The 25,829-nt window shown below is 33.2% G+C and carries 22 protein-coding genes and 1 riboswitch; of the genes, 16 read left to right on the plus strand and 6 right to left on the minus strand.

All coding sequences use genetic code 11. The features are described from left to right. Window positions 1–34: 34 nt before the first annotated feature. From AC3EMB_RS09415 to AC3EMB_RS09440, 6 genes are all read left to right on the plus strand, one after another. Window positions 35–724, plus strand: coding sequence for a 5'-methylthioadenosine/adenosylhomocysteine nucleosidase (locus AC3EMB_RS09415; protein ID WP_016082075.1), 690 nt, complete (start codon window positions 35–37; stop codon window positions 722–724). Window positions 725–893: 169 nt separating this feature from the next. Then, window positions 894–1,538, plus strand: coding sequence for a LytTR family DNA-binding domain-containing protein (locus tag AC3EMB_RS09420; RefSeq protein ID WP_029441983.1), 645 nt, complete (start codon window positions 894–896; stop codon window positions 1,536–1,538). A gap of 127 nt (window positions 1,539–1,665) precedes the next feature. Next, entirely contained in the window at window positions 1,666–3,180 is a 1,515-nt protein-coding gene (gene scpC / locus AC3EMB_RS09425; RefSeq protein WP_078993438.1) for a succinyl-CoA:acetate CoA-transferase ScpC, read from the plus strand. 237 nt (window positions 3,181–3,417) lie between these two features. After that, entirely contained in the window at window positions 3,418–3,861 is a 444-nt protein-coding gene (locus tag AC3EMB_RS09430) for a GNAT family N-acetyltransferase (RefSeq protein WP_089170794.1), read from the plus strand. A 27-nt stretch (window positions 3,862–3,888) separates the two neighbouring features. Then, a complete protein-coding gene (locus AC3EMB_RS09435) occupies window positions 3,889–4,248 on the plus strand; it encodes a YunG family protein (RefSeq protein ID WP_048565312.1) in 360 nt (119 codons plus the stop codon). Between the two features lie 53 nt (window positions 4,249–4,301). Next, window positions 4,302–5,627 carry a bifunctional S-methyl-5'-thioadenosine deaminase/S-adenosylhomocysteine deaminase gene (locus AC3EMB_RS09440; RefSeq protein WP_140155627.1) on the plus strand — a complete coding sequence of 442 codons (1,326 nt, stop codon included), beginning with the start codon at window positions 4,302–4,304 and terminating at the stop codon, window positions 5,625–5,627. A gap of 149 nt (window positions 5,628–5,776) precedes the next feature. Here AC3EMB_RS09440 and AC3EMB_RS09445 read toward each other — a convergent pair whose 3' ends face one another. Both AC3EMB_RS09445 and AC3EMB_RS09450 read right to left on the minus strand, forming a co-directional pair. Continuing rightward, entirely contained in the window at window positions 5,777–6,997 is a 1,221-nt protein-coding gene (locus tag AC3EMB_RS09445) for an MFS transporter (protein WP_488517649.1), read from the minus strand. A 47-nt stretch (window positions 6,998–7,044) separates the two neighbouring features. Beyond that, on the minus strand, window positions 7,045–7,620 hold the full coding sequence (locus AC3EMB_RS09450; RefSeq protein ID WP_000533752.1) for a TetR/AcrR family transcriptional regulator: 576 nt from the start codon (window positions 7,618–7,620) through the stop codon (window positions 7,045–7,047). Between the two features lie 380 nt (window positions 7,621–8,000). Here AC3EMB_RS09450 and AC3EMB_RS09455 point away from each other — a divergent pair, with 380 nt between their 5' ends. Next, window positions 8,001–9,629, plus strand: a complete 1,629-nt coding sequence (locus tag AC3EMB_RS09455) for a peptide ABC transporter substrate-binding protein (RefSeq protein WP_488517650.1) — start codon at window positions 8,001–8,003, stop codon at window positions 9,627–9,629. Between the two features lie 51 nt (window positions 9,630–9,680). On the opposite strand, the gene AC3EMB_RS09460 is transcribed toward AC3EMB_RS09455, so the two are convergent. After that, complete coding sequence (locus AC3EMB_RS09460; protein ID WP_000484228.1) at window positions 9,681–10,211, minus strand: GNAT family N-acetyltransferase; 531 nt, start codon at window positions 10,209–10,211, stop codon at window positions 9,681–9,683. A 144-nt stretch (window positions 10,212–10,355) separates the two neighbouring features. Between AC3EMB_RS09460 and AC3EMB_RS09465 the strand changes: the two genes are divergently transcribed. The 3 genes from AC3EMB_RS09465 to AC3EMB_RS09475 all read left to right on the plus strand — a co-directional run bounded on the left by AC3EMB_RS09465 (window position 10,356) and on the right by AC3EMB_RS09475 (window position 13,052). Then, window positions 10,356–11,054: a response regulator transcription factor gene (locus AC3EMB_RS09465; RefSeq protein WP_000414517.1), complete on the plus strand. Its 699-nt coding sequence runs from the start codon at window positions 10,356–10,358 to the stop codon at window positions 11,052–11,054. Beyond that, the gene (locus tag AC3EMB_RS09470) at window positions 11,020–12,120 is read left to right on the plus strand and encodes a sensor histidine kinase (RefSeq protein WP_166504402.1); all 1,101 of its coding nucleotides are present in this window, start codon (window positions 11,020–11,022) and stop codon (window positions 12,118–12,120) included. Before AC3EMB_RS09465 ends, AC3EMB_RS09470 begins: the two co-directional genes overlap by 35 nt. A gap of 71 nt (window positions 12,121–12,191) precedes the next feature. Beyond that, the gene (locus tag AC3EMB_RS09475) at window positions 12,192–13,052 is read left to right on the plus strand and encodes a M23 family metallopeptidase (RefSeq protein ID WP_069355401.1); all 861 of its coding nucleotides are present in this window, start codon (window positions 12,192–12,194) and stop codon (window positions 13,050–13,052) included. A gap of 60 nt (window positions 13,053–13,112) precedes the next feature. Here the strand turns inward: AC3EMB_RS09475 and AC3EMB_RS09480 are convergent, their stop codons facing one another. After that, entirely contained in the window at window positions 13,113–14,408 is a 1,296-nt protein-coding gene (locus AC3EMB_RS09480; protein WP_053564763.1) for an Nramp family divalent metal transporter, read from the minus strand. Between the two features lie 478 nt (window positions 14,409–14,886). Between AC3EMB_RS09480 and trhO the strand changes: the two genes are divergently transcribed. Then, a complete protein-coding gene (gene trhO / locus AC3EMB_RS09485) occupies window positions 14,887–15,846 on the plus strand; it encodes an oxygen-dependent tRNA uridine(34) hydroxylase TrhO (protein ID WP_000246233.1) in 960 nt (319 codons plus the stop codon). Between the two features lie 170 nt (window positions 15,847–16,016). Here the strand turns inward: trhO and AC3EMB_RS09490 are convergent, their stop codons facing one another. After that, on the minus strand, window positions 16,017–17,492 hold the full coding sequence (locus AC3EMB_RS09490) for a hypothetical protein (RefSeq protein ID WP_088025343.1): 1,476 nt from the start codon (window positions 17,490–17,492) through the stop codon (window positions 16,017–16,019). Window positions 17,493–17,667: 175 nt separating this feature from the next. Here AC3EMB_RS09490 and panE point away from each other — a divergent pair, with 175 nt between their 5' ends. Next, on the plus strand, window positions 17,668–18,612 hold the full coding sequence (panE, locus tag AC3EMB_RS09495; protein ID WP_001221912.1) for a 2-dehydropantoate 2-reductase: 945 nt from the start codon (window positions 17,668–17,670) through the stop codon (window positions 18,610–18,612). 63 nt (window positions 18,613–18,675) lie between these two features. On the opposite strand, the gene AC3EMB_RS09500 is transcribed toward panE, so the two are convergent. Continuing rightward, on the minus strand, window positions 18,676–18,804 hold the full coding sequence (locus AC3EMB_RS09500) for a hypothetical protein (protein ID WP_000031873.1): 129 nt from the start codon (window positions 18,802–18,804) through the stop codon (window positions 18,676–18,678). Between the two features lie 139 nt (window positions 18,805–18,943). After that, window positions 18,944–19,090: riboswitch (cyclic di-AMP (ydaO/yuaA leader) on the plus strand. A 144-nt stretch (window positions 19,091–19,234) separates the two neighbouring features. Here AC3EMB_RS09500 and AC3EMB_RS09505 point away from each other — a divergent pair. The 4 genes from AC3EMB_RS09505 to nheC all read left to right on the plus strand — a co-directional run bounded on the left by AC3EMB_RS09505 (window position 19,235) and on the right by nheC (window position 25,253). Further along, the gene (locus AC3EMB_RS09505) at window positions 19,235–21,061 is read left to right on the plus strand and encodes an APC family permease (RefSeq protein ID WP_488517775.1); all 1,827 of its coding nucleotides are present in this window, start codon (window positions 19,235–19,237) and stop codon (window positions 21,059–21,061) included. Window positions 21,062–21,659: 598 nt separating this feature from the next. Then, window positions 21,660–22,820 (plus strand): non-hemolytic enterotoxin NHE subunit A, encoded by a 1,161-nt coding sequence (gene nheA / locus AC3EMB_RS09510; RefSeq protein WP_000751827.1) that lies wholly within the window; start codon window positions 21,660–21,662, stop codon window positions 22,818–22,820. A gap of 37 nt (window positions 22,821–22,857) precedes the next feature. Beyond that, window positions 22,858–24,066 carry a non-hemolytic enterotoxin NHE subunit B gene (nheB, locus tag AC3EMB_RS09515; protein ID WP_000162968.1) on the plus strand — a complete coding sequence of 403 codons (1,209 nt, stop codon included), beginning with the start codon at window positions 22,858–22,860 and terminating at the stop codon, window positions 24,064–24,066. A gap of 107 nt (window positions 24,067–24,173) precedes the next feature. Then, a complete protein-coding gene (nheC, locus tag AC3EMB_RS09520) occupies window positions 24,174–25,253 on the plus strand; it encodes a non-hemolytic enterotoxin NHE subunit C (protein WP_088025333.1) in 1,080 nt (359 codons plus the stop codon). Window positions 25,254–25,829 lie beyond the last annotated feature (576 nt).

Here is a 25,829-nt window from a genome sequence, read left to right on the forward strand (position 1 = left end):
ATATCAAGCTCTGTGTAAGTAAGGAGATGAATGTATGAGATTTGGAATTATCGGTCCATCAGAAGATGAAATTACGCCTTTTATTGAAGAAATGTCTAATAAGGAAATAACGAATCTTGCGATGTTAACATTTCACAGTGGGAAATATGAGAATGTAGAAGTTGTTGCCTTATATTGTGGTGTATGTAAAGTTAATGCAGCTATTGCAACTCAAATATTAATCGATAAATTCAATGTAACGCATATTATTGTCACAGGTGTTGCAGGAGCAATCGACAAAGTATTGAAAATTGGAGATACAGTAATTTCAACAGAAATAGCATATCATGATGTTGATGAAGGGATATTAACTGAATATCATCCTTGGATGGAAAGTGTATATTTTAGAACGGATAGAAACCTGCTTGAATTAAGCAGAGAAGTGGTTGAGAACAATCAATTCGCTCAAAATGTTTATTTTGGAAAAGTTGTTACTGGAGAAGCGTTTATTAGTGAGAGTGGTCGTACAGAAATAATCTCTAAATACAATCCACTTTGTGTAGATATGGAAACTGCAAGTATAGCCCACGTCTGCTATGCAAATACGATTCCGTTTTTAGCAGTGAGATCAATAACAGATACAGAAGAAGCGTCTGGCATAGAAGTGTTCGAAGATAATTGTGTATCTGCTTCGCATAATTCAATTTATTTTGTTAAAAAGTTACTAGAGTCTCTAAAAAAATAAAGAAATATTGTATGAGAGGAAACCTCACTTTTCTGAAGTGAGGTTTTTTGTAGTAACGAAGTAATAGTGAATAAAACTAATTTTAAAAGTAACTTAAAATCAAACTTTTTATAAAGCAACAGATGCCTGTTCATAATAGTAGTATAATAGTGAATGAGGTGTTAATAGAATGGAAGATAGAACGTTAGGTTTATTACTAGATGTTGTTGGTGAATTATTTTCAGATGAAATTTCAATTGCTGTTTCGAATACGAAAGAATATATTTACTATCGGCCAAGTAAACGAATTGATTTAAAGATTAGTGTCGGGGATCCTATAAAGGAAGGAACGATTGCTCATAAATCGATGGTGATGAATCAAAAAACATCTGAGTTTATTAATCGGGATGTTTTTGGTATTCCTTATCATGGAATGGCTGTACCATTTTCAAACAATGGAAAGCTTGAAGGGTGCGTAACGGCAATTTATCCAGCTTTAACGGATGGAAAGTCAGTCGTTACTTTAAAAACAACAGACGGCTGGATTCCGGTTCCTTTTTCAAAGGTTATGTATTTAGAGGCTAAAGATAAAAAGACGTATGTGAATTCAGAAGAGTTATCAGGAACACATAAATACTCTCTACAAGAATTCGAATACTTGCTTCCGAAAGATTCATTTATTAGATGTCACCGTTCGTTTATTGTAAATGTTAATCATATTAAAGCGATTTATCCTGATACCCATTCTACTTTTGTACTTTCGATGGATAATGGTGAGAGGGTACCAGTTAGTCAATCATACGCTAGTTATTTCCGTAAGCTTCTAGGATTCTAAATTTTTCTGCTTTAGAACCTAGATTTGCTGTTCTGTCTGAATTTTCGGCATTGTATACTAAAATCCCTATTTTGATAGTGTTAATGTGTAAAATAATTATGAATATTCAATGAGAGAGGGATTACATATGGAGAACAATTTAGATAGAATCAGAGATCAACGTCTAAAAGATCGGGTAGTTACACCTGAAGAAGCAGCTTCCTGGATTCAAAGTGGAATGACTTTAGGCTTAAGTGGGTTTACACGTGCAGGTGATGTGAAAGCAGTCCCATTTGCGCTTGTAAACCGAGTTAAGAATGATGAATCTTTTAAAGTAAATGTTTATACTGGGGCTTCTTTAGGCTCGGATGTAGACAAATTATTTGCTGAGGCAGGAATTTTAGGGAAACGATTGCCTTTCCAAGCTGATGCGACAATGCGAAAAGGAATTAATAACGGAGACTTTTTATTTGTAGATCAGCACTTATCTCATACAGCAGAGTTACTTCGTGCTGACGTTCTAGATATAGATTTCGCTATTTTGGAAGCGGTTGCGATTACAGAGGACGGAATGATTATTCCAACCACTTCAATTGGAAATTCCTTAGCGTTTTCCTTAAATGCTAAGTCTATTATTATTGAAATGAATATGGCTCAATCCGCGCAATTAGAGGGGCTACATGATCTATATGAACCAGGTAAACAAGGAGAGAGGCTTCCAATTCCGCTTGTGAAAACGGATGACCGAATTGGAACAATCGGTATTCCAATTGATCCTGAAAAAGTAAAGGGAATTGTGTTTACGAATCAATTGGATTCGCCATCGACAATTGTTCCTCCGGATGAAGAAACTGTTATTATGGCACAGCATTTAATAGAATTCCTTCGAGAAGAAGTCAAAGTAGGCCGATTAACAAATCGTTTAGCGCCGTTACAATCAGGAATTGGTTCAGTTGCTAACGCAGTATTGCACGGAATGTTAGGTTCAGAATTTGAAGATTTAGAAGTATATTCCGAGGTTTTACAAGATGCAGTTTTTGATCTTATGGATGCTGGAAAAGTCAATTTTGCTTCTTGTTGTTCTATCACGCTTTCTGAAGAGAAAATGCAACAAGTATTTTCTAACTTTGAAAAATATCGTGACAAATTAATGATGCGTCCACAAGAGATTTCCAATCATCCTGAAATCATTCGTCGCCTTGGATTAATCTCAATTAATACTGCTTTAGAATTGGATATATATGGTAATGTTAACTCTACTCACGTTTTAGGTACAAAAATGATGAATGGTATTGGTGGGTCTGGTGATTTTGCAAGAAATGCCCGCCTAGCTATCTTTGTTACTAAATCGATTGCGAAGGGTGGGAACATTTCAAGCATCGTTCCTTTCGTTTCACATGTAGATCATACAGAACATGATGTAGATGTTATCGTCACTGAACAGGGGTATGCTGACTTAAGAGGGCTCGCGCCAAGAGAAAGAGTGGAACTTATTATTGAGAATTGCGCACATCCAATGTATCGTGATCAACTACGTGCTTATTACGAAGAAGCAAAAACAAGAGGTGGACAAACTCCTCATATTTTAGAAAAAGCTTTTTCTTGGCATACGAATTATGCTAAAAATGGAACAATGCTTGAAGCGGTAGTAGAAACTGTATAGGTTTGTATTGTACGAAATAGTAAAACGAATGAGTGAGTTTGAAGATTAAATTTTAGAAAAAGAGAACGCCAACTTTTAGGGATGGCGTTCTTTTTCTTTAAAAAATTTGTTGAAAATCGTACTGATTATAATAAAGAATTATAAAAGTAAGCTCTAATTTATGAAAATAAAAGGTTTTTTGAAGTGCTTTCCGAATCAATTTAGTAGTTTACATATCGAAAGTGAGGAGAAAGAATCATGAAGATAAGAGAAGCGTTATTAAGTGAAGCAAATGAATTAAGTGAACTCGCACTACAATCAAAAGCAACGTGGAATTATAGTGAAGAATTCATACTTGCTTGTAAGGAAGATTTAACAATTACAGAAGAATACATAAAAAATAATTTTGTATATGTTTTAGAAAACGATAATGCGAAGATTGGTTTTTTCTCATTTTTACGTAATGATAAAGCTCTCGATTTCTTGTACATTCATCCTGATTACAAAGGAAAAGGTTACGGGAAAATACTTTGGGAGTATGTAATAGAAAAAGCAAATGAACTAGGATTAAAAAGTTTTACAATTGATAGTGATCCGAATGCAAAAGGATATTACTTGAAAATGGGAGCACAGTTAATAGGAGAGACACCATCAACTGTCTTTAAGGGTCGTGTACTGCCTCTTTTGAAATATGATGTGTAAAACTATTAATAGTAGGGGAAGATTAGAATGGATGATGTAAAGGAAAAAAGAATATATGAAGCACTAATAAAATCGTGGTCAATTGAAACAAGTTCAAAGTGGACAATTGAAAATCCAGCAAAGGGACAATGTGGTGTTACAGCTCTTGTCGTTCAAGACATATACGGAGGAGAAATTAAAAAGACAAAAGTAAGAGAGGTATGGCACTTTTATAACTTTATAGATGGGCAGAGATTTGATTTTACAGAGACTCAATTCAATGGAAAATTGAATTATATGGATGAAAAGTCAAATCGGGAAGAAGCATTTGCAGATACAAATGAAAAGCAATATAACATTTTGAAGGAAAAAATAACGAAAGAATTCAAATTATCTTTTGACTCTTAATCTTTAATAAGTTACTATAATGGTGGTAACTTATTAAAGGGAACTTCATAGAGTTGAAAGGGGAAATACTTTTGAAAACAACTTATGTAAACGCTACAATCGTAACGATGAATGAACAAAACGAAGTGATAGAAAATGGATATATCATTGTAGAAAATGATCAAATTATAGATGTAAAGAGCGGAGAATTCGCTAATGATTTTGAAGTAGATGAAGTAATTGACATGAAAGGAAAGTGGGTTTTACCAGGGCTTGTAAACACACATACACACGTTGTAATGAGTCTCTTAAGAGGTATTGGCGATGATATGTTATTACAACCATGGCTGGAGACGAGAATTTGGCCACTTGAAAGTCAGTTTACTCCAGAGCTTGCGGTTGCTAGTACGGAATTAGGATTACTTGAAATGGTGAAAAGTGGTACAACATCATTTTCTGACATGTTTAATCCAATTGGAGTAGATCAAGATGCAATTATGGAAACGGTATCAAGGAGTGGAATGCGAGCTGCTGTTTCAAGAACTTTATTTAGCTTCGGAACGAAAGACGATGAAAAGAAAGCAATTGAAGAAGCTGAGAAATATGTGAAGCGTTACTATAAAGAAAGTGGCATGTTAACTACGATGGTTGCACCGCATAGTCCATATACATGTTCTACAGAACTGTTAGAAGAATGCGCACGTATTGCAGTAGAAAATCAAACGATGGTCCATATTCATCTTTCGGAAACAGAGCGTGAAGTACGTGATATTGAAGCACAGTACGGAAAACGTCCAGTAGAATATGCAGCAAGTTGCGGGTTGTTTAAACGCCCAACAGTTATTGCACACGGTGTAGTATTAAATGAAAATGAGCGTGCATTTTTAGCAGAACATGATGTTCGAGTAGCACATAACCCAAATAGTAATTTAAAACTAGGTTCTGGTATAGCGAATGTAAAAGCGATGCTAGAAGCAGGAATAAAAGTAGGAATTGCAACAGATAGTGTTGCGTCTAACAATAATTTAGACATGTTTGAAGAACTGCGTATAGCAACTTTATTGCAAAAAGGTATACACCAAGATGCAACAGCATTACCAGTTGAAACAGCTCTTTCTCTTGCGACAAAAGGAGCTGCGGAAGTCATTGGGATGAAACAAACAGGGTCACTAGAAGCTGGTAAGTGTGCTGATTTTATTACGATTGACCCGTCTAATAAGCCGCATCTACAACCAGCGGATGAAGTGTTATCACACCTTGTATATGCTGCGAGTGGAAAAGATATAAGCGATGTAATTATTAACGGAAAACGTGTCGTTTGGAATGGTGAATGTAAAACGTTAGATGAAGAGCGTATTATATTTGAAGCAAGTCGTTATAAACGAGGTTTACAAAGATAACTTTTTTAGGCTGTGGAGAGAATCTTCTCCACAGCCTATTTCTAATTTGTAAACCTCACTAAATTTTTTAAAACTTTGCAACAGAAGTGATAATGCTAACACTACCCAAAAAATTAGATGTTGACGCTAGTTTTAGAGTACATTGATAGTTAGGACATGTATTTATTTTTGGTTTTTAATAAACTTATTGTATTATTGTGTATTAAATGAACTATTAAGGCGATTAAAGGTAAAGCAGCTCCAATGAGTAAAGTTACTTCACTATTAAATTTATAGTAAGTATAACTTCCAATCCATGAACCAAAGGCTCCTCCCAAAAAGAAAATAGTCATATATAATCCATTAAGTCTGTTTCTTATCTCGGGATTCAAACCAAAGATAATTTTTTGACCTAATAATAAATTTCCTGCTACACCAATATCAATGCAGATACCTGAGATAAGAATTAAAATTATGCTAAATAGTGAATGATCTTGAACAAAGAATAATAGTACGATCGATAATAGTACGAGTGCCAATGATACATTAGTCATTGTAAAAATATAACCTTTATCTGCTATTTTACCAATAGTAGGAGTTAATAAAGCTCCAGCAATTGCAACAAAGCCAAATAATGCAATTTCATTATTTGAAAAATGTAATGGCTCTGATCTTAATAAAATTGGAATAGCTGTCCAATAAAGGCTAAATGCAGCAAATAAACATGCGTGATAAAAAGCTCTTTGTTGTAAAGGAGAAGTATTTATTAGTAGCTTTACCATAGAAGTTACTAAATTTGGATATGTCATGTTACTAGTTGAGATAACTTCATAGTTGGGTAAAAATTTTAGAATTAACAGTAATACGGTAACTAGGGTTATTAATGAAAAAAGAAATACCATTCTCCAGCTAAACCACTCTGTTATTCCGATAGATAATGGGCGAGCAATCATAATCCCAATCAATAAACCACTCATCACTTTACCCACATATTTACCTGCCTCTTCAATTGGCACGATTCTCATTGTTAGTGGAACTAACATTTGAGCTGCACAGGCCCCAATGCCAATTATAGTTGTTAATAGTAAAAAAATAATTCCGTTTGTCGAAATTAGCGTACCAATTAATGAAAAAATAGTTAACCCGATAAGAATTCCTATTATTTTCTTACTTTTCAATAAATCAGCCATCGGTACGATAAAAAATAACCCCAATCCATACCCAATTTGTGTCAAAGTAGTGAGCAATCCAGATAAATCAGAAGAAATGTTCAGATCTTTTGCAATGAATTGTACAATTGGTTGTGCATAATAAATATTTGCAGCAAGTGAACCACAACTAATTGCTAAAATAAATATTAGAAAATTTGTCTTTTTAGTCAATTTTATCATTCCTTTCTTTTTGGAACGTTCATTCCGAAATCATTAAAAAAGAAAGACTATAGGTCTGCAATAGTCTTATCTACTAGATGATAGGCTGAATTTTTCTCTTTTTTATATTTAGACATTACATTCAAACTATGATTTAAACTTAATAAAGAATATGCAACTAATTCAGTATCAACCTCTTGTGAAATTTCTCCTTTCTTTTTTCCTTCTTCGATAACTTGCTTAAATACTTTTTCAAGTTCATTAAAATCATTTATGAGTATTTCTTCTATGGCAGGGTCAATTTGTCCAATAAGCAGTGAAGAATTAGTTATCATACAACCTTTTGGAATTTCACCTGAATAACATTTTTCAATATGTTGATAAAAAAAGGATTTAAGTGATGCTTTTGTGTTTATACCACTAAAAAGTAAATTTCTCTTTTGAGAGCCATAATTTTTATAATGTTCCAAAACTAGTTTAAATAGTGCATCCTTATCTCCAAAGCTATCGTAGAGAGTAGATCGACTTATACCCATCGTTTCAATAAGATCTGATATATATGTAGCATCATAACCTTTTTCCCAGAATAAATGCATAGCTTTATTTAAAGCGTGTTCTTTGTTAAAACTAATACTTCTACCCAATTTATAACACCTCCATTCATGTAACTTAGTATAAATATTCCGGAACGATAAGTCCAGAATATTCGTCTTAATTTCCGAAAGTTTCGTAAAATATCCGTAAATGTTAATTTGGTATTGTGGTATTTAGATGCTATAAAATAGAAAGTATGTATTGAAGCGACAATTAAATTCGATTTTATTGAGGAAAAGTTAAGCTCCTATTGGTTTATATGTTTTTTTCGTTAAAAATCGAAAAGATTCCAAGGTAATCCATATCCTTTTAAAAGGATAGTTTTTTTCTTGAACGAATAAATATTCAAAAGAATGTCGCATCTTTCTGTTAGTATTTCTGCTATAATATATTACGCTTTATAATATTTTATATTTAAGGAGAACAACTCATGAAGCGAAAAAAGAGCCATTTAATGGTAATGGCACTTGTTACATCTTTATTATTAACAGCTTGTAATAATAAAGCGGATAAAAGTGACATAGAGGTTAAAAAACAAGTGTTAAATGTAACAGTATCAGAAGAAATTCCTTCTCTGGACACTGTGAAAACAACAGATGGTACATCAGCACACATTATGCAGAATATATTTGAAGGGTTATATGTATTAAACGATCAAGATCAGCCTACTCCAGCCATAGCAAAATCGTTTAAAAGAAGTGAAGATGGTAAGAAATATACATTTGACTTGCGTAAAGATGCAAAATGGTCAAATGGGGATAATGTAACAGCAAATGATTTTATATTTGCTTGGAAACGTGCAATTAACCCTGAAACAGCCTCTCAATATGCGTCCATGCTCTTTTATGTAAAAAATGCGAAAGAGATCAATAAGGGAACAATGCCTCTTGATGCACTTGGGGTTAAAGCGATAAATAATTATACGTTAGAAGTTGAACTCGAACAGTCAATTCCGTATTTTTTACAGTTGTTAGCACTACCTATATACTTACCACAGCATGAATCATTTTTGAAAGAACAAGGAAACAATTATGCATTGGAACCTAGTAATCTCATATATAACGGTCCATTTGTATTAGAAAAATGGAAGCATGAACAAGAGTTTCAATTAAAGAAGAATGCTACATATTGGGATCGAAAGAAAGTGAAATTAGACGAAATAAACTTTCATATCGTAAAGGATACAATGACAGCTGTAAATTTATATGAAGCCGGAGATTTAGATCGAGTACCTATTAATTCGCAAGTTGTAGACAAGTATAAAGGGAATAAGGAATTACATATGTCGAGTGATCCTGGAATTGCTATGCTTCGTTTTAATGAAAAAAATAACGCGTTAGCAAATAAAAAGGTGCGTCAATCTATTTCATTAGCGTTAAATAAAGATGATTTCGTTGCTCACTTTATTAATAACGGAGCAAAACCTGCAAGTGGACTTGTACCAGTTGGTCATGTAAATGAAGTGACTGGTAAAGATTTTAGAAAAGAAAATGGAGATATTTCCTCATATGATTTGCAAAATGCGAAAAAACTTTGGGAAGAAGCGAAAAAAGAGCTTGGGGTAGAACAAGTAAACCTAGAGTTCTTAACGTTCGAACAAGATAACGCAATACGTATGGCAGAATATATAAAAGGTGATTTAGAGAAGAATTTGCAAGGGTTAATGATACAAATTAAACAACAGCCATTTAAGCAAAAATTACAGTTAGAACAAATAGGTGATTACGATATAACTATGGCAAATTGGGGACCTGACTATAAAGACCCAATTAGTTATTTAGAGTTATTTACGACAGGGAATCCGAATAATAAAATGAATTATTCTAATGTTCGTTACGATGAATTAATAAAGAAAGCGAAAACGGATTTTGTACTAGATACGGAAAAACGATGGGAAGCGTTGCGAGAAGCTGAGCAGGTATTATTAGAAGATGCAGCTGTGGCACCGCTTTATCATATTGGCTCAGCGTATGTACAAAAGGATTATGTAAAAGGGATTGAAAAACATCAATTTGGTGGTATTTATACTTATAAGAATGCTTATATTGCTAATGAATAAATACAAAAAACCTTACTTTTTAAAAGTAAGGTTTTTTACACATAAATTCTATTAAACTGATTTTAATAAAGCGTAAAAATTCGTATCATATGGGATATCATCTTGATACATATAATTTTTTAGAACACCTTCTTTTTCAAAGCCTAATTTTAATAGTACTTTATTGGAAGCTTCATTTTCAAGAAATACAATTGCCCCGATCCGCTTTAAATGAATCGTATGGAAACCGTATGATATAACCTCAGAAACAGCTTCAGTCGCATATCCTTTTCCCCAGTGTTCAGGCAAAAAGGCATAACTTATATTGGCTCGTTTATGCTCAGAAGACCAATCGTGAAAACCAATGGTACCGATGAGTTCTTTCTTGTCTTTTAATTCGATTCCCCATTTTATACCGCTTCTTGCATTGTAGCTCAACTTAAAGTTATGAATGATTTGTTTCACTTGATCAACATCTTGTAACGGTTTTTGGCCATAATAGCGCAGTACATTAGTATTAGAAAAGCATTGTAGTATACGTGGTGCATCTTTTTCGGTAAGTTCTCTTAAAATGAGTCTTTCAGTTTTTAATAAAGGAAACATATTTTCGCTCCTTTTCACATGAAAATAGAATGTATTTGTTATTATATAATTTAATCTGAAAATAAAGATTATTCAAGGTATAAGGGTAGATTTGATTTATGATAAACTTAGATGTGGAATATATTTCAAAAAAGAGGTTTGGAAATGGAAAAAAATTCGATATTAATTGTAGATGACGATAAAGATATTATTCAATTTATTAATGTGAATTTAAAACAAGAAGGTTTTAAAGTTTTTAGTGCTCATAACGGAGAAGAGGCTTTAGAAATAATAAATAATAACAGTATTCAACTTGCTATTTTGGATATTATGATGCCTCAAATGGATGGTATAGAACTTTGTAGAAGGATTAGAGAGAAACATAGTTTACCAATTATGTTTTTAAGCGCGAAATCATCGGATGTAGATAAGGTAATTGGATTTAGTACTGGGGCAGATGATTATATTGTGAAGCCGTTCAGTACAATTGAATTTATAGCAAGAGTGAAAGCCCAATTAAGAAGGTATACATATTTCAATCAAAATGCTCCCCAAGTAATGGAAAAGAAAATAAATATTAGAGGTTTAGAAATAGATGAAGTGTCGAGAACAGTAATGTTATATGGAGAAAGAATCAATCTTACGAAAACTGAATATGATATTTTACACTTAATGGCAGCTGCAAGGAATCGTGTGTTCACAATTGAAGAAATATATGAGAGCGTTTGGAACGAAAGAGCCTATGAAAGTAATAATACAGTAATGGTTCATATTGCAAGATTGAGAAATAAAATTGAAGAGAATCCAAAAGAACCGAAGTTTATACAAAATGTTTGGGGAGTCGGATATAAAATTGAAGATTAAATCATTACAAGGCATTAGAGCTAAGTTTTTTATCGCATTCATATGTAGCATCTTGTTAGCGACTGTAAGTATAATAGTGTTTCAAATTTTGGTTGGAAATATATATAGTCAGGTTAATGTTTTAGAGGAAAAATATTCATTTTTATATTTTATAGTTTTTTTGATTTTTACTACAACATACTTTGCATTAATGACAAAAACACTGATGAAAAGGTTGTCTCAAATTAACAAGAACGTGAAGGAAATAAGTGACGGTAATTTTGAAATACATATACCTATTTTGAAAAATGACGAGATTGGTGAACTAGCGGCAAATGTTAATAGAATGGCGAAAAGCTTAAAAGAGTCTATTGAAAATGAAAAAAAATCACAGGAAATGAAAAATGAAATGATTAGTAATATTTCTCATGACTTACGAACGCCAGTAACATCTTTAATCGGTTATGCAGACCTGTTAGGAAATAAACTTCATTCGAATGGAGAAGAATGTGAACAGTATGTAAGTATATTAAAGCGAAAAAGTTATGAATTAAAAAATCAAGTAGATGATTTATTAGAATACTGTCAAATAAATTATAGAGAGATTGAATTACATAAAGATGAAGTAGATATGAAAGCATTAATTGAACAAATCATGATTGACTTTGTACCACAATTAGATGATGCCAATATGAGCTTTTATATTAAAAGTGATGAAGTGCTACATGTAGAAGTTGATGTGACACTTATAGTGAGACTATTTGAAAATGTAATAGGTAATAGTATTATGTACGGGAGAGATGGAAAGGAAATTGCAATTGAAATTTTCAATAAAACAATGAATGTTGAAGTAGAAATTAAAAATTTTGGACAATGCATTCCGAAAGAGGACCTTCCTTACATTTTTGAGAAGTTTTATCGTAGTGAAAAATCACGTAGTTCTCATACGGGCGGGAAAGGAATAGGACTTGCAATTTCAAAAAGTATAGCCGATCTCCATCAAGGGGATATCACTGTACGTAGTAACGATAAAGAAACAGTTTTTACTGTGAAATTACCGCAGTATAAAAAAGTAAGAAAGTCGTAAGTATTTCTTTTATATGTCGTAATTTTTACTTTGTATCATTGAGAAAAAGGATATGAGAGTAGGGATGCGACATGTGGAAGAAATTTTTATTAGTAATTATAGTTTCTTTTTTAATTATAAGTTGGATCTTAGTTTATGTAGCTAATGGTGTTACATCAGTTTTTGTTTGGTGGAGTATTCAGGCTTTTAGTTTTATTTCAGTTTTCCTCTTGATAGGATCAGTAATAATATTTTTTTGGAAAGGCATTTTTAGAAAGCGGATAGATAGAACGCTATTTTTAATCATTCTGTTTTCTATCATTGGAGCTTGGCCTGTCGGTTGGTTTGCTAATATAGGTAGAATTGCTTATCCAGCAGATATACAATCTATGAGTCCTAAAGCAGTAGTTCGTTTTCCTTTGAATGAGCGAGCATTAATAGGTTGGGGTGGTGATCGGTTAGAAATGAACTATCACGTTATAAAACCAAATGAAAGGTGGGCATATGATATTCTCATTCCACCTGCTGAAGTGAAAAGTAGTAAGTTAGAGGATTACGGAATATATGGAGCGAAAGTAATGGCACCAGCTTCTGGGACGGTTGTATCAATTAATAATAATGAACAAGATTTAGTTCCGGGATCGGATAATTTTCAGTCAATGGCTGGGAATCATATTTATTTACGACTAGATGAAACGGGCACATTTTTAATTCTTGCCCATTTAAAGAAAGGATCAATTAATGTGAGAGAAGGACAACATGTAAATGAAGGAGAGTTTCTTGCTCAAGTCGGTAACTCAGGAAGTTCAAGTGAGCCGCATTTACATATTCATCATCAAAGGCAAGATCCGTCCAAGGTAAGTATGTTTTTTGCGGAAGGCTTGCCACTTTACTTTCGAACTGAAAATGGTGTCATGATGCCGGAAAGAGGGGCATACATAAGTGGTAACTAGAAGAAAATCATTTCATCCAAAAAGGGTATTCCAAATAAAAATTGGAATACCCTTTTTTCATTACCCTACAAATGTTTGATACAGTAAGAAGATATTTAAAACGATAACGAGAGCAGCAATTATCCATGCGATAAATGTTGTTATACGGTGGTTAACGAGTGCACCCATAATCTTTTTATTACTTGTAAACATAATAAGTGGTACAAGTGCAAATGCAATACCGAATGATAAGACAACTTGACTCATAACTAGAGCGTAAGTTGGATTTACACCTAAAGCAATAATAACTAGTGGTGGAATCATTGTAATAAATCGGCGTAAATATAACGGAATATGCATGCGAATGAAACCTTGCATAATAATATCACCCGACATTGTACCGACAGAAGAGCTAGATAGTCCTGCTGATAAAAGTCCAATCCCAAATAATGCAGCCGATACAGGACCTACTAAGTTGGTAAATTGAGTGTAAGCAACATCTAAATCTTCAACATGCATACCATTTTTAAAAAATAGTGCAGCTGCAACAATTAACATACTCGCATTAATTGCTCCAGCGATAACCATTGCAATAATAATATCGATAAATTCGAAACGAAAAATCTTTTTCTTTTGTTCGTCAGTTGTTCCGATCACGCGGCGTTGTGTTAATGCAGAATGCAAGTATATTGCATGCGGCATAACTGTCGCACCTAAAATCCCTGCTGCAAGTAATATACTGTCCACACCTTGGAATTTTGGAATAAATAGTCCTGAAAGAAGGGGACTTAATTCTGGTTTTGCATAAAAAACTTGAATCCCAAAAGCGATTACTACAATGAAAATCATTCCTGTAATAATAGCTTCTAGTGGACGAAATCCTCTACGTTGAAATTCAAGGATAATAAATGATCCGGCTGCTGTAATTAAAGCGGCAGGTAGCATCGGGATTCCAAATAGTAAGTAAAGCCCCAATGCAGCTCCAATAAATTCCGCTAAATCTGTAGCCATAATAACTAGTTCACCTTGTATCCATAAGCCGATAGACACAGGCTTTGGAAAGTTTTCACGAGCTATTTCGGGTAAATTGTTTCCTGTAGCAATTCCTAATTTAGCCGATAAAGTTTGGATTAATACAGCCATTAAGTTAGAAGCGAGTATAACCCATAATAGTAAATATCCATATTGTGAACCAGCTGCGATATTTGTAGCAAAGTTGCCAGGATCAATATAAGCAACGGACGCGATAAAAGCGGGTCCTAAAAATGGTAACAGTCTTTTCCAGCCTTTTGTTTCTCCACTTAAAGCTAAGTGAGCTGATTGTACAGTTGTACTTTCAGAAGGGAGATGTTTATCTTTTGTTATATCTTTATTCATAGTAGTTTTCCCCTTTAAAATGTTAACTTGATGAAATTATTGTATTTATTCTTACTCATTATTTCAATACATTTAAATATGTTATGTGATAATTTCATTTGAACACGAAAGTTTCCTTAATGCAAATTATATGCCTTTATGCAATGGATGGTGTGATAATGTAAAATGAATTGGGAGTTTATGGTGTGGTGACATGGGGAAACATAGTGAATTAAAGGGCTGTTTTTGAAATTTATGTGAACATAAAGCTGATAATACAGCATATTAATTGATGGAATTGCAATTGTATGATATATAATATATTGGGATTACAACATAACCATAGTGTTATGATGTGTAATCTTGTTTTTTATTTTTGTTAACTGACAGAAAATAGTATAAAGAAAAGAAAATGGGATTCATTTTCTTATTATATATGTTTTGATATGAACGTTAACTTATACATGATTTTAAAAATTAGATAGGTGGTAGAAATACATTGGCAACTACAAAACCATACAGAGTATTACTATATTACATGTACACAACAATTGAAAACCCAGAAGAATTTGCTGCAGAGCATTTAGAATTTTGTAATTCACTTGAATTAAAAGGAAGAATTCTTGTAGCAAAAGAAGGTATTAACGGAACTTGTTCTGGAACTGTAGAGCAAACAGAGAAATACATGGAAGCAATGAATAATGATCCACGTTTTGATGGTATCGTATTTAAAATAGATGAAGAAGAAGGGCATGCATTCAAGAAAATGCACGTACGTCCTCGTCCAGAATTAGTTACACTTCGTCTAGAAGATGACATTAACCCACACGAAATAACTGGGAAGTATTTAGAGCCAAAAGATTTTTATGAGGCAATGAAACAAGAAGATACAGTTATCATTGATGCACGAAATGATTATGAGTTTGATTTAGGACACTTCAAAGGTGCGATTAAACCTGATATCGAATCATTCCGTGAATTACCAGATTGGATTAGAGAAAACAAAGAAACACTTGAAGGTAAAAAGATTTTAACTTACTGTACAGGTGGAATTCGTTGTGAGAAATTCTCTGGTTGGTTAGTTCGTGAAGGTTTTGAAGATGTAAGTCAGCTTCACGGCGGAATTGTAACGTACGGAAAAGATCCAGAAGTACAAGGTGAGCTTTGGGATGGACAATGTTACGTGTTTGATGAGCGTATCGCTGTTCCAGTAAACCAAAAAGAACATGTTATCGTTGGTAAAGATCACTTTACAGGTGAACCATGTGAGCGCTATGTAAACTGTTCAAATCCAGAATGTAATAAGAAAATTTTATGTTCTGAAGAAAACGAAGCGAAATATTTACGTGCATGTTCTCATGAATGTCGTGTAAGTCCACGTAACCGCTACGTAATACAACATGAATTAACGGAAGAGCAAGTAGCTACTGCATTAGAGAAAATCGAAGCTGGGAAGTAAGCTGAATTCGTATAATAAAAAAGGGTATTCCAAGTTTTAATTTGGAGTACCCTTTTTTTATTATCCAGTCCTGTCATTCGTCGTTTTTTGTCGGTAAGTCGATATATTTAAAAATCGCTGATAAAAATTTCACTTACTGCAGCACACCAAGAATTTGAAAATAACCTTCTTTAGTTTTTATCCTCTTTCTCTTTAACGGCAGAAAGTACCGTTTGTTTTACCCAAGCTTTTCTTTGTTTATGCTGTAGACCCCATTGATATAAACTTTGGGCTCCTAAAATAAGTGAAATGACAATGCCGCTAATCGCAATTAATAGAGCGAAAAATTCAAGAGGGGACGATATTTTGTTTGAATCGGTGTTTCTTAAAAGGTCAATCATAGTAAACCCTAACATTTGGCCCACTACAGAGTAGAGCGTTAAAATTAATAATAAAAGGCTATCTTTTTTAGAGGCGACATTTTCTTGATATTTAAACAAACTATCAAGATTTTGTTTCGCGTTCGAGTATAGAACCTCAATATTAAAAAGTTTTCTTAAGCGGAAGAAAATATCTTCACTTTGTGATTGGGATACTAATTCTAAAGAAAAATAATTAGCAGTGAACGAATTGATCGAATAAATTAATTTCTCTATTTCATTAGTATCTTGTTCAATGTTTAGCTCAGCATAGGCGTTTGCCATTTTTAATAAAACAATTTTATGAAATAGGTTTAATAATAAAGCGTAATAAAATTCTCCGAACATTTGACTAGCAAGTTTAGAGATTTCGCGTTCGCCTTCATTTGTTACACATGTAAAAATATGTTCTTCCATTATGAAATAACGATTTGGAGCCCATCTCTGATAAGCGTGTTTTTTTAAATAGTCATGAATGTAAGGAAGGTTATTTGCGCTTACATATGGTTTACCATCACTTGTTAATCCGGAAAGACTGGAAGTACGATAAACATCCACTTCATTAAGTTCCATACCTTCTTTTAGTGACAATAGAGTTTGAACGTACATTCTTTGGTCTTCAAAGAAAGGGAAGGTTTGAAAGTATGAACTTCTTAATCTCTTCTTTTCAAAGAAATCAGTTACGCCATGAAATAAATAACCAAAAATGAATTTTTCAACTTGGGAATACTTTTTTCCGTTACATTCAATACAAATAGACTCATTTGTATCAGTTTTAGTTTCAAGTACACGGAAGCGAGCAGCGAATTCGATTGCTTCAGATAAAGTCATGTTTGGAGCAGTGTTTACTTCTGTTCGAATTGTTAAGAAGCCAAGTTCATAAGGACAAAGTGTGACATCAATAGAGTGTATCTTGAATGGAATTGAAATAAGGTTTGTTGTTAAATGTCCAGTTAAGTTAAGGTCCTTTGAATAACGTTGCAAGCCCTTTTGATGCTCTGAATGAGGAAAGAGAATTTTATTTGTAAATGAAAGATAGTATGCTTCCATATTTTGATGTGAAACTTTAAACTCCCCATAATATGTATTTTCATCATCGAGATGATCGAGCCGAAAAGGACGAAAATCGTTTTTTTGTAAGAAAGGGAACATATTTTGTTCATATCCAGCTTTAAACGAAAACGGGAATATAAATTGGAATATAGCTGTTGCTACACCTTTTTCCTCAATTGCTTGTATTGCCTCCATCTACATTGTGTCCTTTCCATATATGCTATAGAAACAACATGCCCAAATTTATTTGAAAATAACCACTCTTTTATACTCAATTGAGAGTGAAAATTCAGCTTATTTAGTAGGGAACATGTATAATGTTATGTATACTAAAAGTTATAAAATTGTATTTTGAAAAGGGGGATGCTGTATGCGGATTTTAGTATTAGGCGCTGGTGGAGTCGGAGGATTTTTTGGTGGCAGATTAGTCGAGAAGGGAGAAGATGTCACGTTTCTTGTTCGTAGTAAACGGAAAAAACAATTAGAGGAAAGAGGACTTGTAATCCGAAGTGTTAACGGGGATTTTTCCTTCCGACCGAAATTAATAACGAAAGAAGAGCGAACTTCTCCATTTGATGTCATTTTATTTTCAACAAAAGCGTATCACTTAAACGAGGCAATTCAAGATTTGAAGCCGTTTGTTGGCGAAAATACTGTAATCATTCCATTGTTAAATGGTATCGCTCATTTATCGCTATTACAAAAAGAATTCGGCGAAGAAAAAGTAATTGGCGGTTTATGCTTTATCGAGACGACGTTAAACGATCAAGGAGAAATTGTACAAACTAGCGCTGCCAACAGACTTGTGTTTGGAGAAATTAAGTCTCAAAATTCAGAGAGAGTAAAGCATATTTCTAAAGCATTTTCAGGTACGAAATCTAGTTTTGTTTTAAGTGAAAATATTACGCAAGATATGTGGCATAAATATTTATTTATTACTGTAATGTCAGGTGTGACAACGTTAATGCGTGCACCAATTGGACCAATCCGTGAAAGTGAAGGCGGCCGTGATTTTATCCGTAATGTGTTTGAGGAATCTGTACAAATCATGAGAGTATTAGGAGCTCCAGTAAAGGCTAATATTGCCCAGGAACATATGAAAACGATTGATAAAATTTCGTATGATATGAAGTCATCAATGCAACGTGATATGGAAAAGGGTTCGTTTATTGAAGGGAAGCACTTGCAAGGATATTTACTGGATGTAGCAGAGAAATTTTCTATAGCGGCACCATTATTAGAATCTATATATCAAAATTTAAAGGTGTACGAAGAGATGACCTTTAACAAATCTGTAATAGAATTAGATGTATGAAAAAATAAAAAAGATAGCAATATATAAGTGTATTGCTATCTTTTTTATTTTTTGTATGACAAATTATTTATTTCTTTTCGTTCTATCTGTCAAATTTATTTCCTGTTCACGTTTACCATATAACTGATTAATTTCATTTGCTACTGCATCTAAATATGAATCGGAAAAAATAGGCTTCTTTTCTTTAGACATATGGGTCTCCTTTGCGGATTTTTAATATTCATTATGTATATTTCTCAGCGGATTATGCGCAATCATTTTAATTTTTTTCTTATTAAAAATTTTTGTTTACTTTTTGAAAATAAAGGAGTATTATAATTCACAGTTTCAATTTTCTAAATCGCTGAAACCGCATGGTACGGGGGACCCGTTTTTACGGATTAGTACATAATCCGATGGGGTGAATCCTTGAAAAAGGTAGGGCTACTCATAGGCCCGAATCCGACAGCTAACCTCGTAAGCGTTATATTGAGAAGGAAGGTGGAGCTTGTGCGACAAAAAAAATAATGTCTACAAGTCTATTTCGCTATGGCTTGTAGACATTTTTTGTTTTCTGAAGAAATCGTTTACTGGCTGTAACAAGCAGAAAAGTTCGTACAAAATTATTGGAGAGTGGACAGCATTGGTTTCATCTATTAAAAGATTTTTAATTGGAAGACCGTTAAAATCAACAGAGCTTGGAGAACAAAAGCTTAATAAAACGAAAGCTTTAGCTATTTTATCTTCTGATGCATTGTCATCAGTTGCTTACGGTCCAGAGCAAATTTTAATTGCTTTAGCAGGTATGGGAGCGATCGCTTATTGGTATTCCATTCCGATCGCTGTTGGGGTATTAGTATTATTGACAGCCCTTATTTTATCTTATCGTCAAATTATTTTTGCTTATCCGCATGGCGGGGGAGCGTATGTTGTATCAAAAGAAAATTTAGGGATGAATCCAGGCTTAATTGCTGGAGGATCTTTATTAGTCGACTATATTTTAACTGTTGCGGTAAGTGTATCTGCAGGTACAGATGCGCTAACATCTGCTTTTCCTAGTTTACATGCACATAATGTAATCATTGCGATTATATTTGTTATATTTATTACGATCTTAAATTTAAGAGGAGTAACGGAATCAGCTTCTGTTTTAGCATATCCTGTTTATTTATTTGTTTTAGCCCTATTTATATTAATTGGTGTAGGCATATATAATATTTTGACTGGTCACGTTTCACCAACTTTACACACGCCGATCGGAACGCCGGTTGCGGGTATTAGTTTGTTTTTACTGTTAAGAGCATTTGCATCAGGTAGTTCTGCTTTAACAGGTGTTGAAGCAATTTCAAATGCAATTCCGAACTTTAAAGATCCTGCGCCAAACAATGCTGCAAAAACATTGCTTGCAATGGGTGCATTACTTGCTGTGTTATTTTCAGGAATTGTATTTTTAGCTTATTATTACGGAGTGACGCCGAGTAAAGAAGTAACAGTTGTTTCTCAAATTGCTGAACAAACATTTGGACGTAATTTCATGTACTATTTCATACAAGGTACAACAGCTTTAATATTAATTCTCGCAGCTAATACAGGCTATTCTGCATTTCCTTTATTAGCGGTTAACCTCGCAAAAGATAAATTCATACCGAGAATGTTTACGATTAGAGGAGACCGTCTAGGTTACTCAAACGGTATTATAATACTTGGAGTTGCTTCGATTATTTTAATTGTAGCTTTCCAAGGACAAACAGAACATTTAATTCCGTTATATGCAGTAGGTGTATTTATTCCATTTACACTTTCTCAAACAGGGATGGTATTAAAGTGGCTTCGTGAAAAACCTGAAGGATGGGCTTTAAAATTAACGGTTAATTTAATTGGTGCAGTTATTAGTTTTATCGTAATGAGCATGTTCTTTTTAACTAAATTTGCACAAGTTTGGTCGATTCTTATTTTCTTACCAGTTATTATCTTCTTATTCCATCGAATTAAGAAGCATTATGATGCAGTGGGTGATCAATTAAGTTTAAAAACTTGCGAGCCTCTTATTCCAATTGAGGGGAATGTAATTGTCGTTCCTGTAGCAGGTATGACGCATGTAGTAGAAAATTCATTGAACTATGCGAAATCTCTTTCTGCAGATCAAGTTATCGCTGTATATGTTGCTTTTGACAGAGAAGAGGAAAAGAAATTTGAAGAGAAATGGAAGGTGTGGCAACCTGAAGTAAGGCTTGTTACATTACATTCTCATTATAGAAGTATTATTCAGCCGTTAACGAAGTTCATTGATACAGTGCAATATAAGGCAAGTGAATCGAATTACCGCGTTACGGTCGTTATACCACAGTTCATTCCGAAAAAAGGTTGGCATAACATTCTTCATAATCAATCCAGTTTACTCATACGTGCGTATTTACTTTATAAAAGAAATGTTGTTATTACGACAGTTCCATATCATTTAAAAAAATAAGAAGATTTTTGAAGGATAGCTTCGTGAAAATGAAGCTATCCTTTTTGTGTATATGCTATGCATAATTGCATATGGGTTTAAAAGTTATATGGATATAATTTTATTAGTTATTTATAAGTAGTGTTTTCTGTTGTGATATATAGATATTTCAATCGATAAAGTGAATCGGATTATATTTTGAAATAAGGACATGAAAGCTTGGAAATAAAGGGAATGAAAATACTTCTTTACGTTATATAAACAGCTGTGTTTAAATGACCTTACAGTACAAAACATATATGAAAACAAAACGAAATTTCATATTTACGCATGTTTTTTAGTTTAAAATGAATAATATTTTTACGTAATATATTCACTATGTGAATGTGGGAATTTCGATGAAATAGAAAATTTATACAATATTATTCATACTAAACACATATGAAAAATAATAAAATGTTTTGTGGCGATAAGTAAGTACTGTAGCAATATGAGAGAGGTGGTTCATACATGGATCGTGGTGAGGACGTTCTCTATTTTAACCATCTCAAGTTATGGACAAAAAAATAGAATAATAAAATGCGATAGTAATAGTTGCTAATACATAGGAGGAGTTAAAGTGAAAAAGACTTTAATTACAGGGTTATTGGTTACAGCAGTATCTACGAGTTGCTTCATTCCTGTAAGCGCTTACGCTAAGGAGGGGCAAACGGAAGTGAAAACAGTATATGCGCAAAATGTAATTGCTCCAAATACATTATCCAATTCAATTAGAATGTTAGGATCACAATCACCGCTTATTCAAGCATACGGATTAATTATTTTGCAACAGCCAGACATTAAGGTAAATGCGATGAGTAGCTTAACGAATCATCAAAAGTTCGCAAAGGCGAATGTGCGAGAGTGGATTGATGAATATAATCCGAAGCTAATTGACTTAAATCAAGAAATGATGAGATACAGCACTAGATTTAATAGCTATTATAGTAAGCTCTATGAACTAGCAGGAAACGTAAATGAAGATCAGCAAGCAAAAGCAGATTTTATGAGTGCATATGGAAAATTACAATTGCAAGTACAAAGCATCCAAGAGAGTATGGAGCAAGATTTATTAGAGTTAAATCGATTTAAAACAGTATTAGACAAAGATAGTAACAACTTATCAATTAAAGCCGATGAAGCAATAAAAACACTGCAAGGATCAAGTGGAGATATTGTGAAATTAAGAGAAGATATTAAAAGAATTCAAGGGGAAATTCAAGCTGAACTAACTACTATTTTGAATAGACCTCAAGAAATCATTAAAGGTTCTATTAATATCGGTAAACAAGTATTTACAATCACAAATCAAACTGCACAAACGAAAACAATCGATTTTGTTTCTATCGGTACTTTAAGTAATGAAATTGTAAATGCTGCAGATAGTCAAACGAGAGAAGCAGCTCTTCGCATTCAACAAAAGCAAAAAGAGTTATTACCACTTATTCAAAAGTTATCACAAACTGAAGCAGAGGCGACTCAAATTACATTCGTTGAAGATCAAGTAAATAGCTTTACAGAATTAATTGATCGTCAAATTACAACTTTAGAAACGTTATTAACGGATTGGAAAGTTTTAAATAATAATATGATTCAAATTCAAAAGAATGTTGAAGAAGGCACGTATACAGACAGTAGTTTACTTCAAAAACATTTCAATCAAATTAAAAAAGTAAGTGATGAAATGAATAAACAAACAAATCAATTTGAAGATTACGTTACAAACGTTGAAGTACATTAAGCAGAAAAATAATTAGCGATATAGGGAGAGAAGAAAAATGACAAAAAAACCATATAAAGTAATGGCTCTATCAGCACTTATGGCAGTATTTGCAGCAGGAAACATTATGCCAGCCCATACGTATGCAGCTGAAAGCACAGTGAAACAAGCTCCAGTTCATGCGGTAGCAAAAGCTTATAATGACTATGAAGAATACTCATTAGGACCAGAAGGCTTAAAAGATGCAATGGAAAGAACAGGTTCAAATGCTTTAGTAATGGATCTGTACGCTTTAACAATTATTAAACAAGGTAATGTTAACTTTGGGAATGTATCATCTGTTGATGCGGCTTTAAAAGGAAAAGTCATTCAGCATCAAGATACAGCGAGAGGAAATGCGAAGCAATGGTTAGATGTATTAAAACCACAGCTTATTTCAACGAATCAAAATATCATTAACTACAATACGAAATTCCAAAACTATTATGATACTTTAGTTGCTGCAGTTGATGCAAAGGATAAAGCAACTCTTACGAAAGGCTTAACTAGATTATCAAGTAGTATTAATGAAAATAAAGCGCAAGTGGATCAGTTAGTAGAAGACTTGAAGAAATTCCGAAATAAAATGACTTCGGATACGCAAAACTTCAAGGGTGATGCAAATCAAATTACATCTATATTAGCTAGTCAAGATGCAGGAATTCCACTATTACAAAATCAAATTACAACGTACAATGAAGCAATTAGTAAATATAATGCAATTATTATCGGTTCATCTGTTGCGACAGCTCTAGGACCAATTGCAATTATCGGTGGTGCAGTAGTTATTGCTACGGGCGCAGGAACACCGCTAGGAGTAGCATTAATTGCAGGTGGCGCAGCAGCTGTAGGCGGTGGTACAGCTGGAATCGTATTAGCGAAGAAAGAGCTTGATAATGCACAAGCAGAAATTCAAAAGATAACAGGACAAGTTACAACTGCGCAATTAGAAGTAGCAGGATTAACGAACATTAAAACACAAACAGAGTATTTAACAAATACAATTGATACTGCAATTACAGCGTTACAAAATATTTCAAACCAATGGTACACAATGGGATCAAAATACAATTCTTTACTTCAAAATGTAGATTCTATTAGTCCAAATGACCTAGTTTTCATTAAAGAAGATTTAAACATTGCGAAAGATAGCTGGAAAAACATTAAAGACTATGCAGAAAAGATTTATGCGGAAGATATTAAAGTAGTAGATACGAAAAAAGCATAATCGAATACGAATCGTTAGAGCGTTAAGTGTTGATGAATGGTTTGAAGCTCCTGTTCAGTTGTGAGCAGGAGCTTTTTATACTTTTATAAAGAAAATAGGTGAAAAGTATGCAGAAAAGATTTTATAAAAAATGCCTTTTAACGTTAATGATTGCTGGAGTGGCAACGAGTAACGCATTTCCTTTACATCCTTTTGCAGCAGAACAAAACGTAAAAACATTGCAAGAAAGTGCGAAAAATTATTCTCTAGGGCCAGCTGGATTCCAAGACGTTATGGCGCAAACGACATCGAGCATATTTGCAATGGATTCATATGCAAAATTAATTCAAAATCAGCAAGAGACAGATTTAAGTAAAATAAGTTCGATTAATAGTGAATTTAAAGGGAATATGATTCAGCATCAAAGAGATGCAAAAGTTAATGCAGCATATTGGTTAAATAATATGAAGCCTCAAATTATGAAAACGGATCAAAATATTATAAATTACAATAATACTTTTCAATCGTATTATAACGACATGTTAATAGCGATTGATCAAAAGGATAGCGGAAAATTAAAAGCGGATTTAGAAAAGTTGTATGCGGATATTGTAAAGAATCAAAATGAGGTAGATGGATTATTAGGGAATTTGAAAGCTTTTCGCGATAGAATGGCGAAAGATACAAATAGTTTCAAAGAGGATACAAATCAGTTAACAGCGATATTGGCAAGTACGAATGCTGGTATTCCAGCTCTAGAGCAACAAATAAATACATATAACGATTCGATTAAAAAGAGTAATGATATGGTCATTGCTGGTGGCGTACTTTGCGTAGCTCTAATAACATGTCTTGCTGGTGGGCCGATGATTGCGGTTGCGAAAAAAGATATCGCAAATGCAGAAAGAGAAATCGCCAATTTAAAAGATAGAATTTCAGGAGCACAAGCAGAAGTCTTAATTTTGACTGATGTAAAAAATAAAACAACAAACATGACAGAAACAATTGATGCAGCAATTACAGCACTACAAAACATATCAAATCAATGGTATACAGTAGGTGCAAAATATAATAATTTACTACAAAACGTAAAAGGAATTTCTCCAGAAGAGTTTACGTTTATAAAAGAAGATTTACATACAGCGAAAGATAGCTGGAAAGATGTAAAGGATTATACAGAAAAATTACATGAAGGTGTGGCAAAGTAAACAGTGGACTAGTTCTGCTGTTTATTTTTTTATCCTGTTTTTTGTGAGAGTTGAACTTGCAATTATATATAAGTTTGTCATGTGTTTTATCCATGTGTGTATAAAAATCTTTCCGTTATCGCTCCCTTTGATAGAATCCATTTTCATATGAGTTTTTTACTGAATTTTTTAAAAATTAAATTTTACGGCTTGATAATTCATTCAAAATGATTTAATCTTATGTCAAATGATATGTTTATCTATCAAAAATGCTTTTATAAAGATAAAGGAGTGATTGAGAATGTTAATCGTCCCATTGATGGTAAGTCTTTAGGTGCAGTAGCATTGAAAAGATTGGGAAGAACTGAGTGAGCTTTCACAATAAAGAACTCTATAACTTTATGTAGTGTTTGATACCCTTCGATTAGATTTTTTGAAAAACAAATCAATATTAATTGAATCAAAGTTTAGAAATTAAATATATGAGTAGTAGAAAAAATCCATTAGTTGTTATCATGTTCTAATAAAAAATGGGAAATGGAAATTCTGAGAAAACCTGTTCAGAAAGTAAGTTAGTGAGGGGAATTCAAAACCAAT

The organism is Bacillus sp. LQ16, assembly GCF_057784645.1.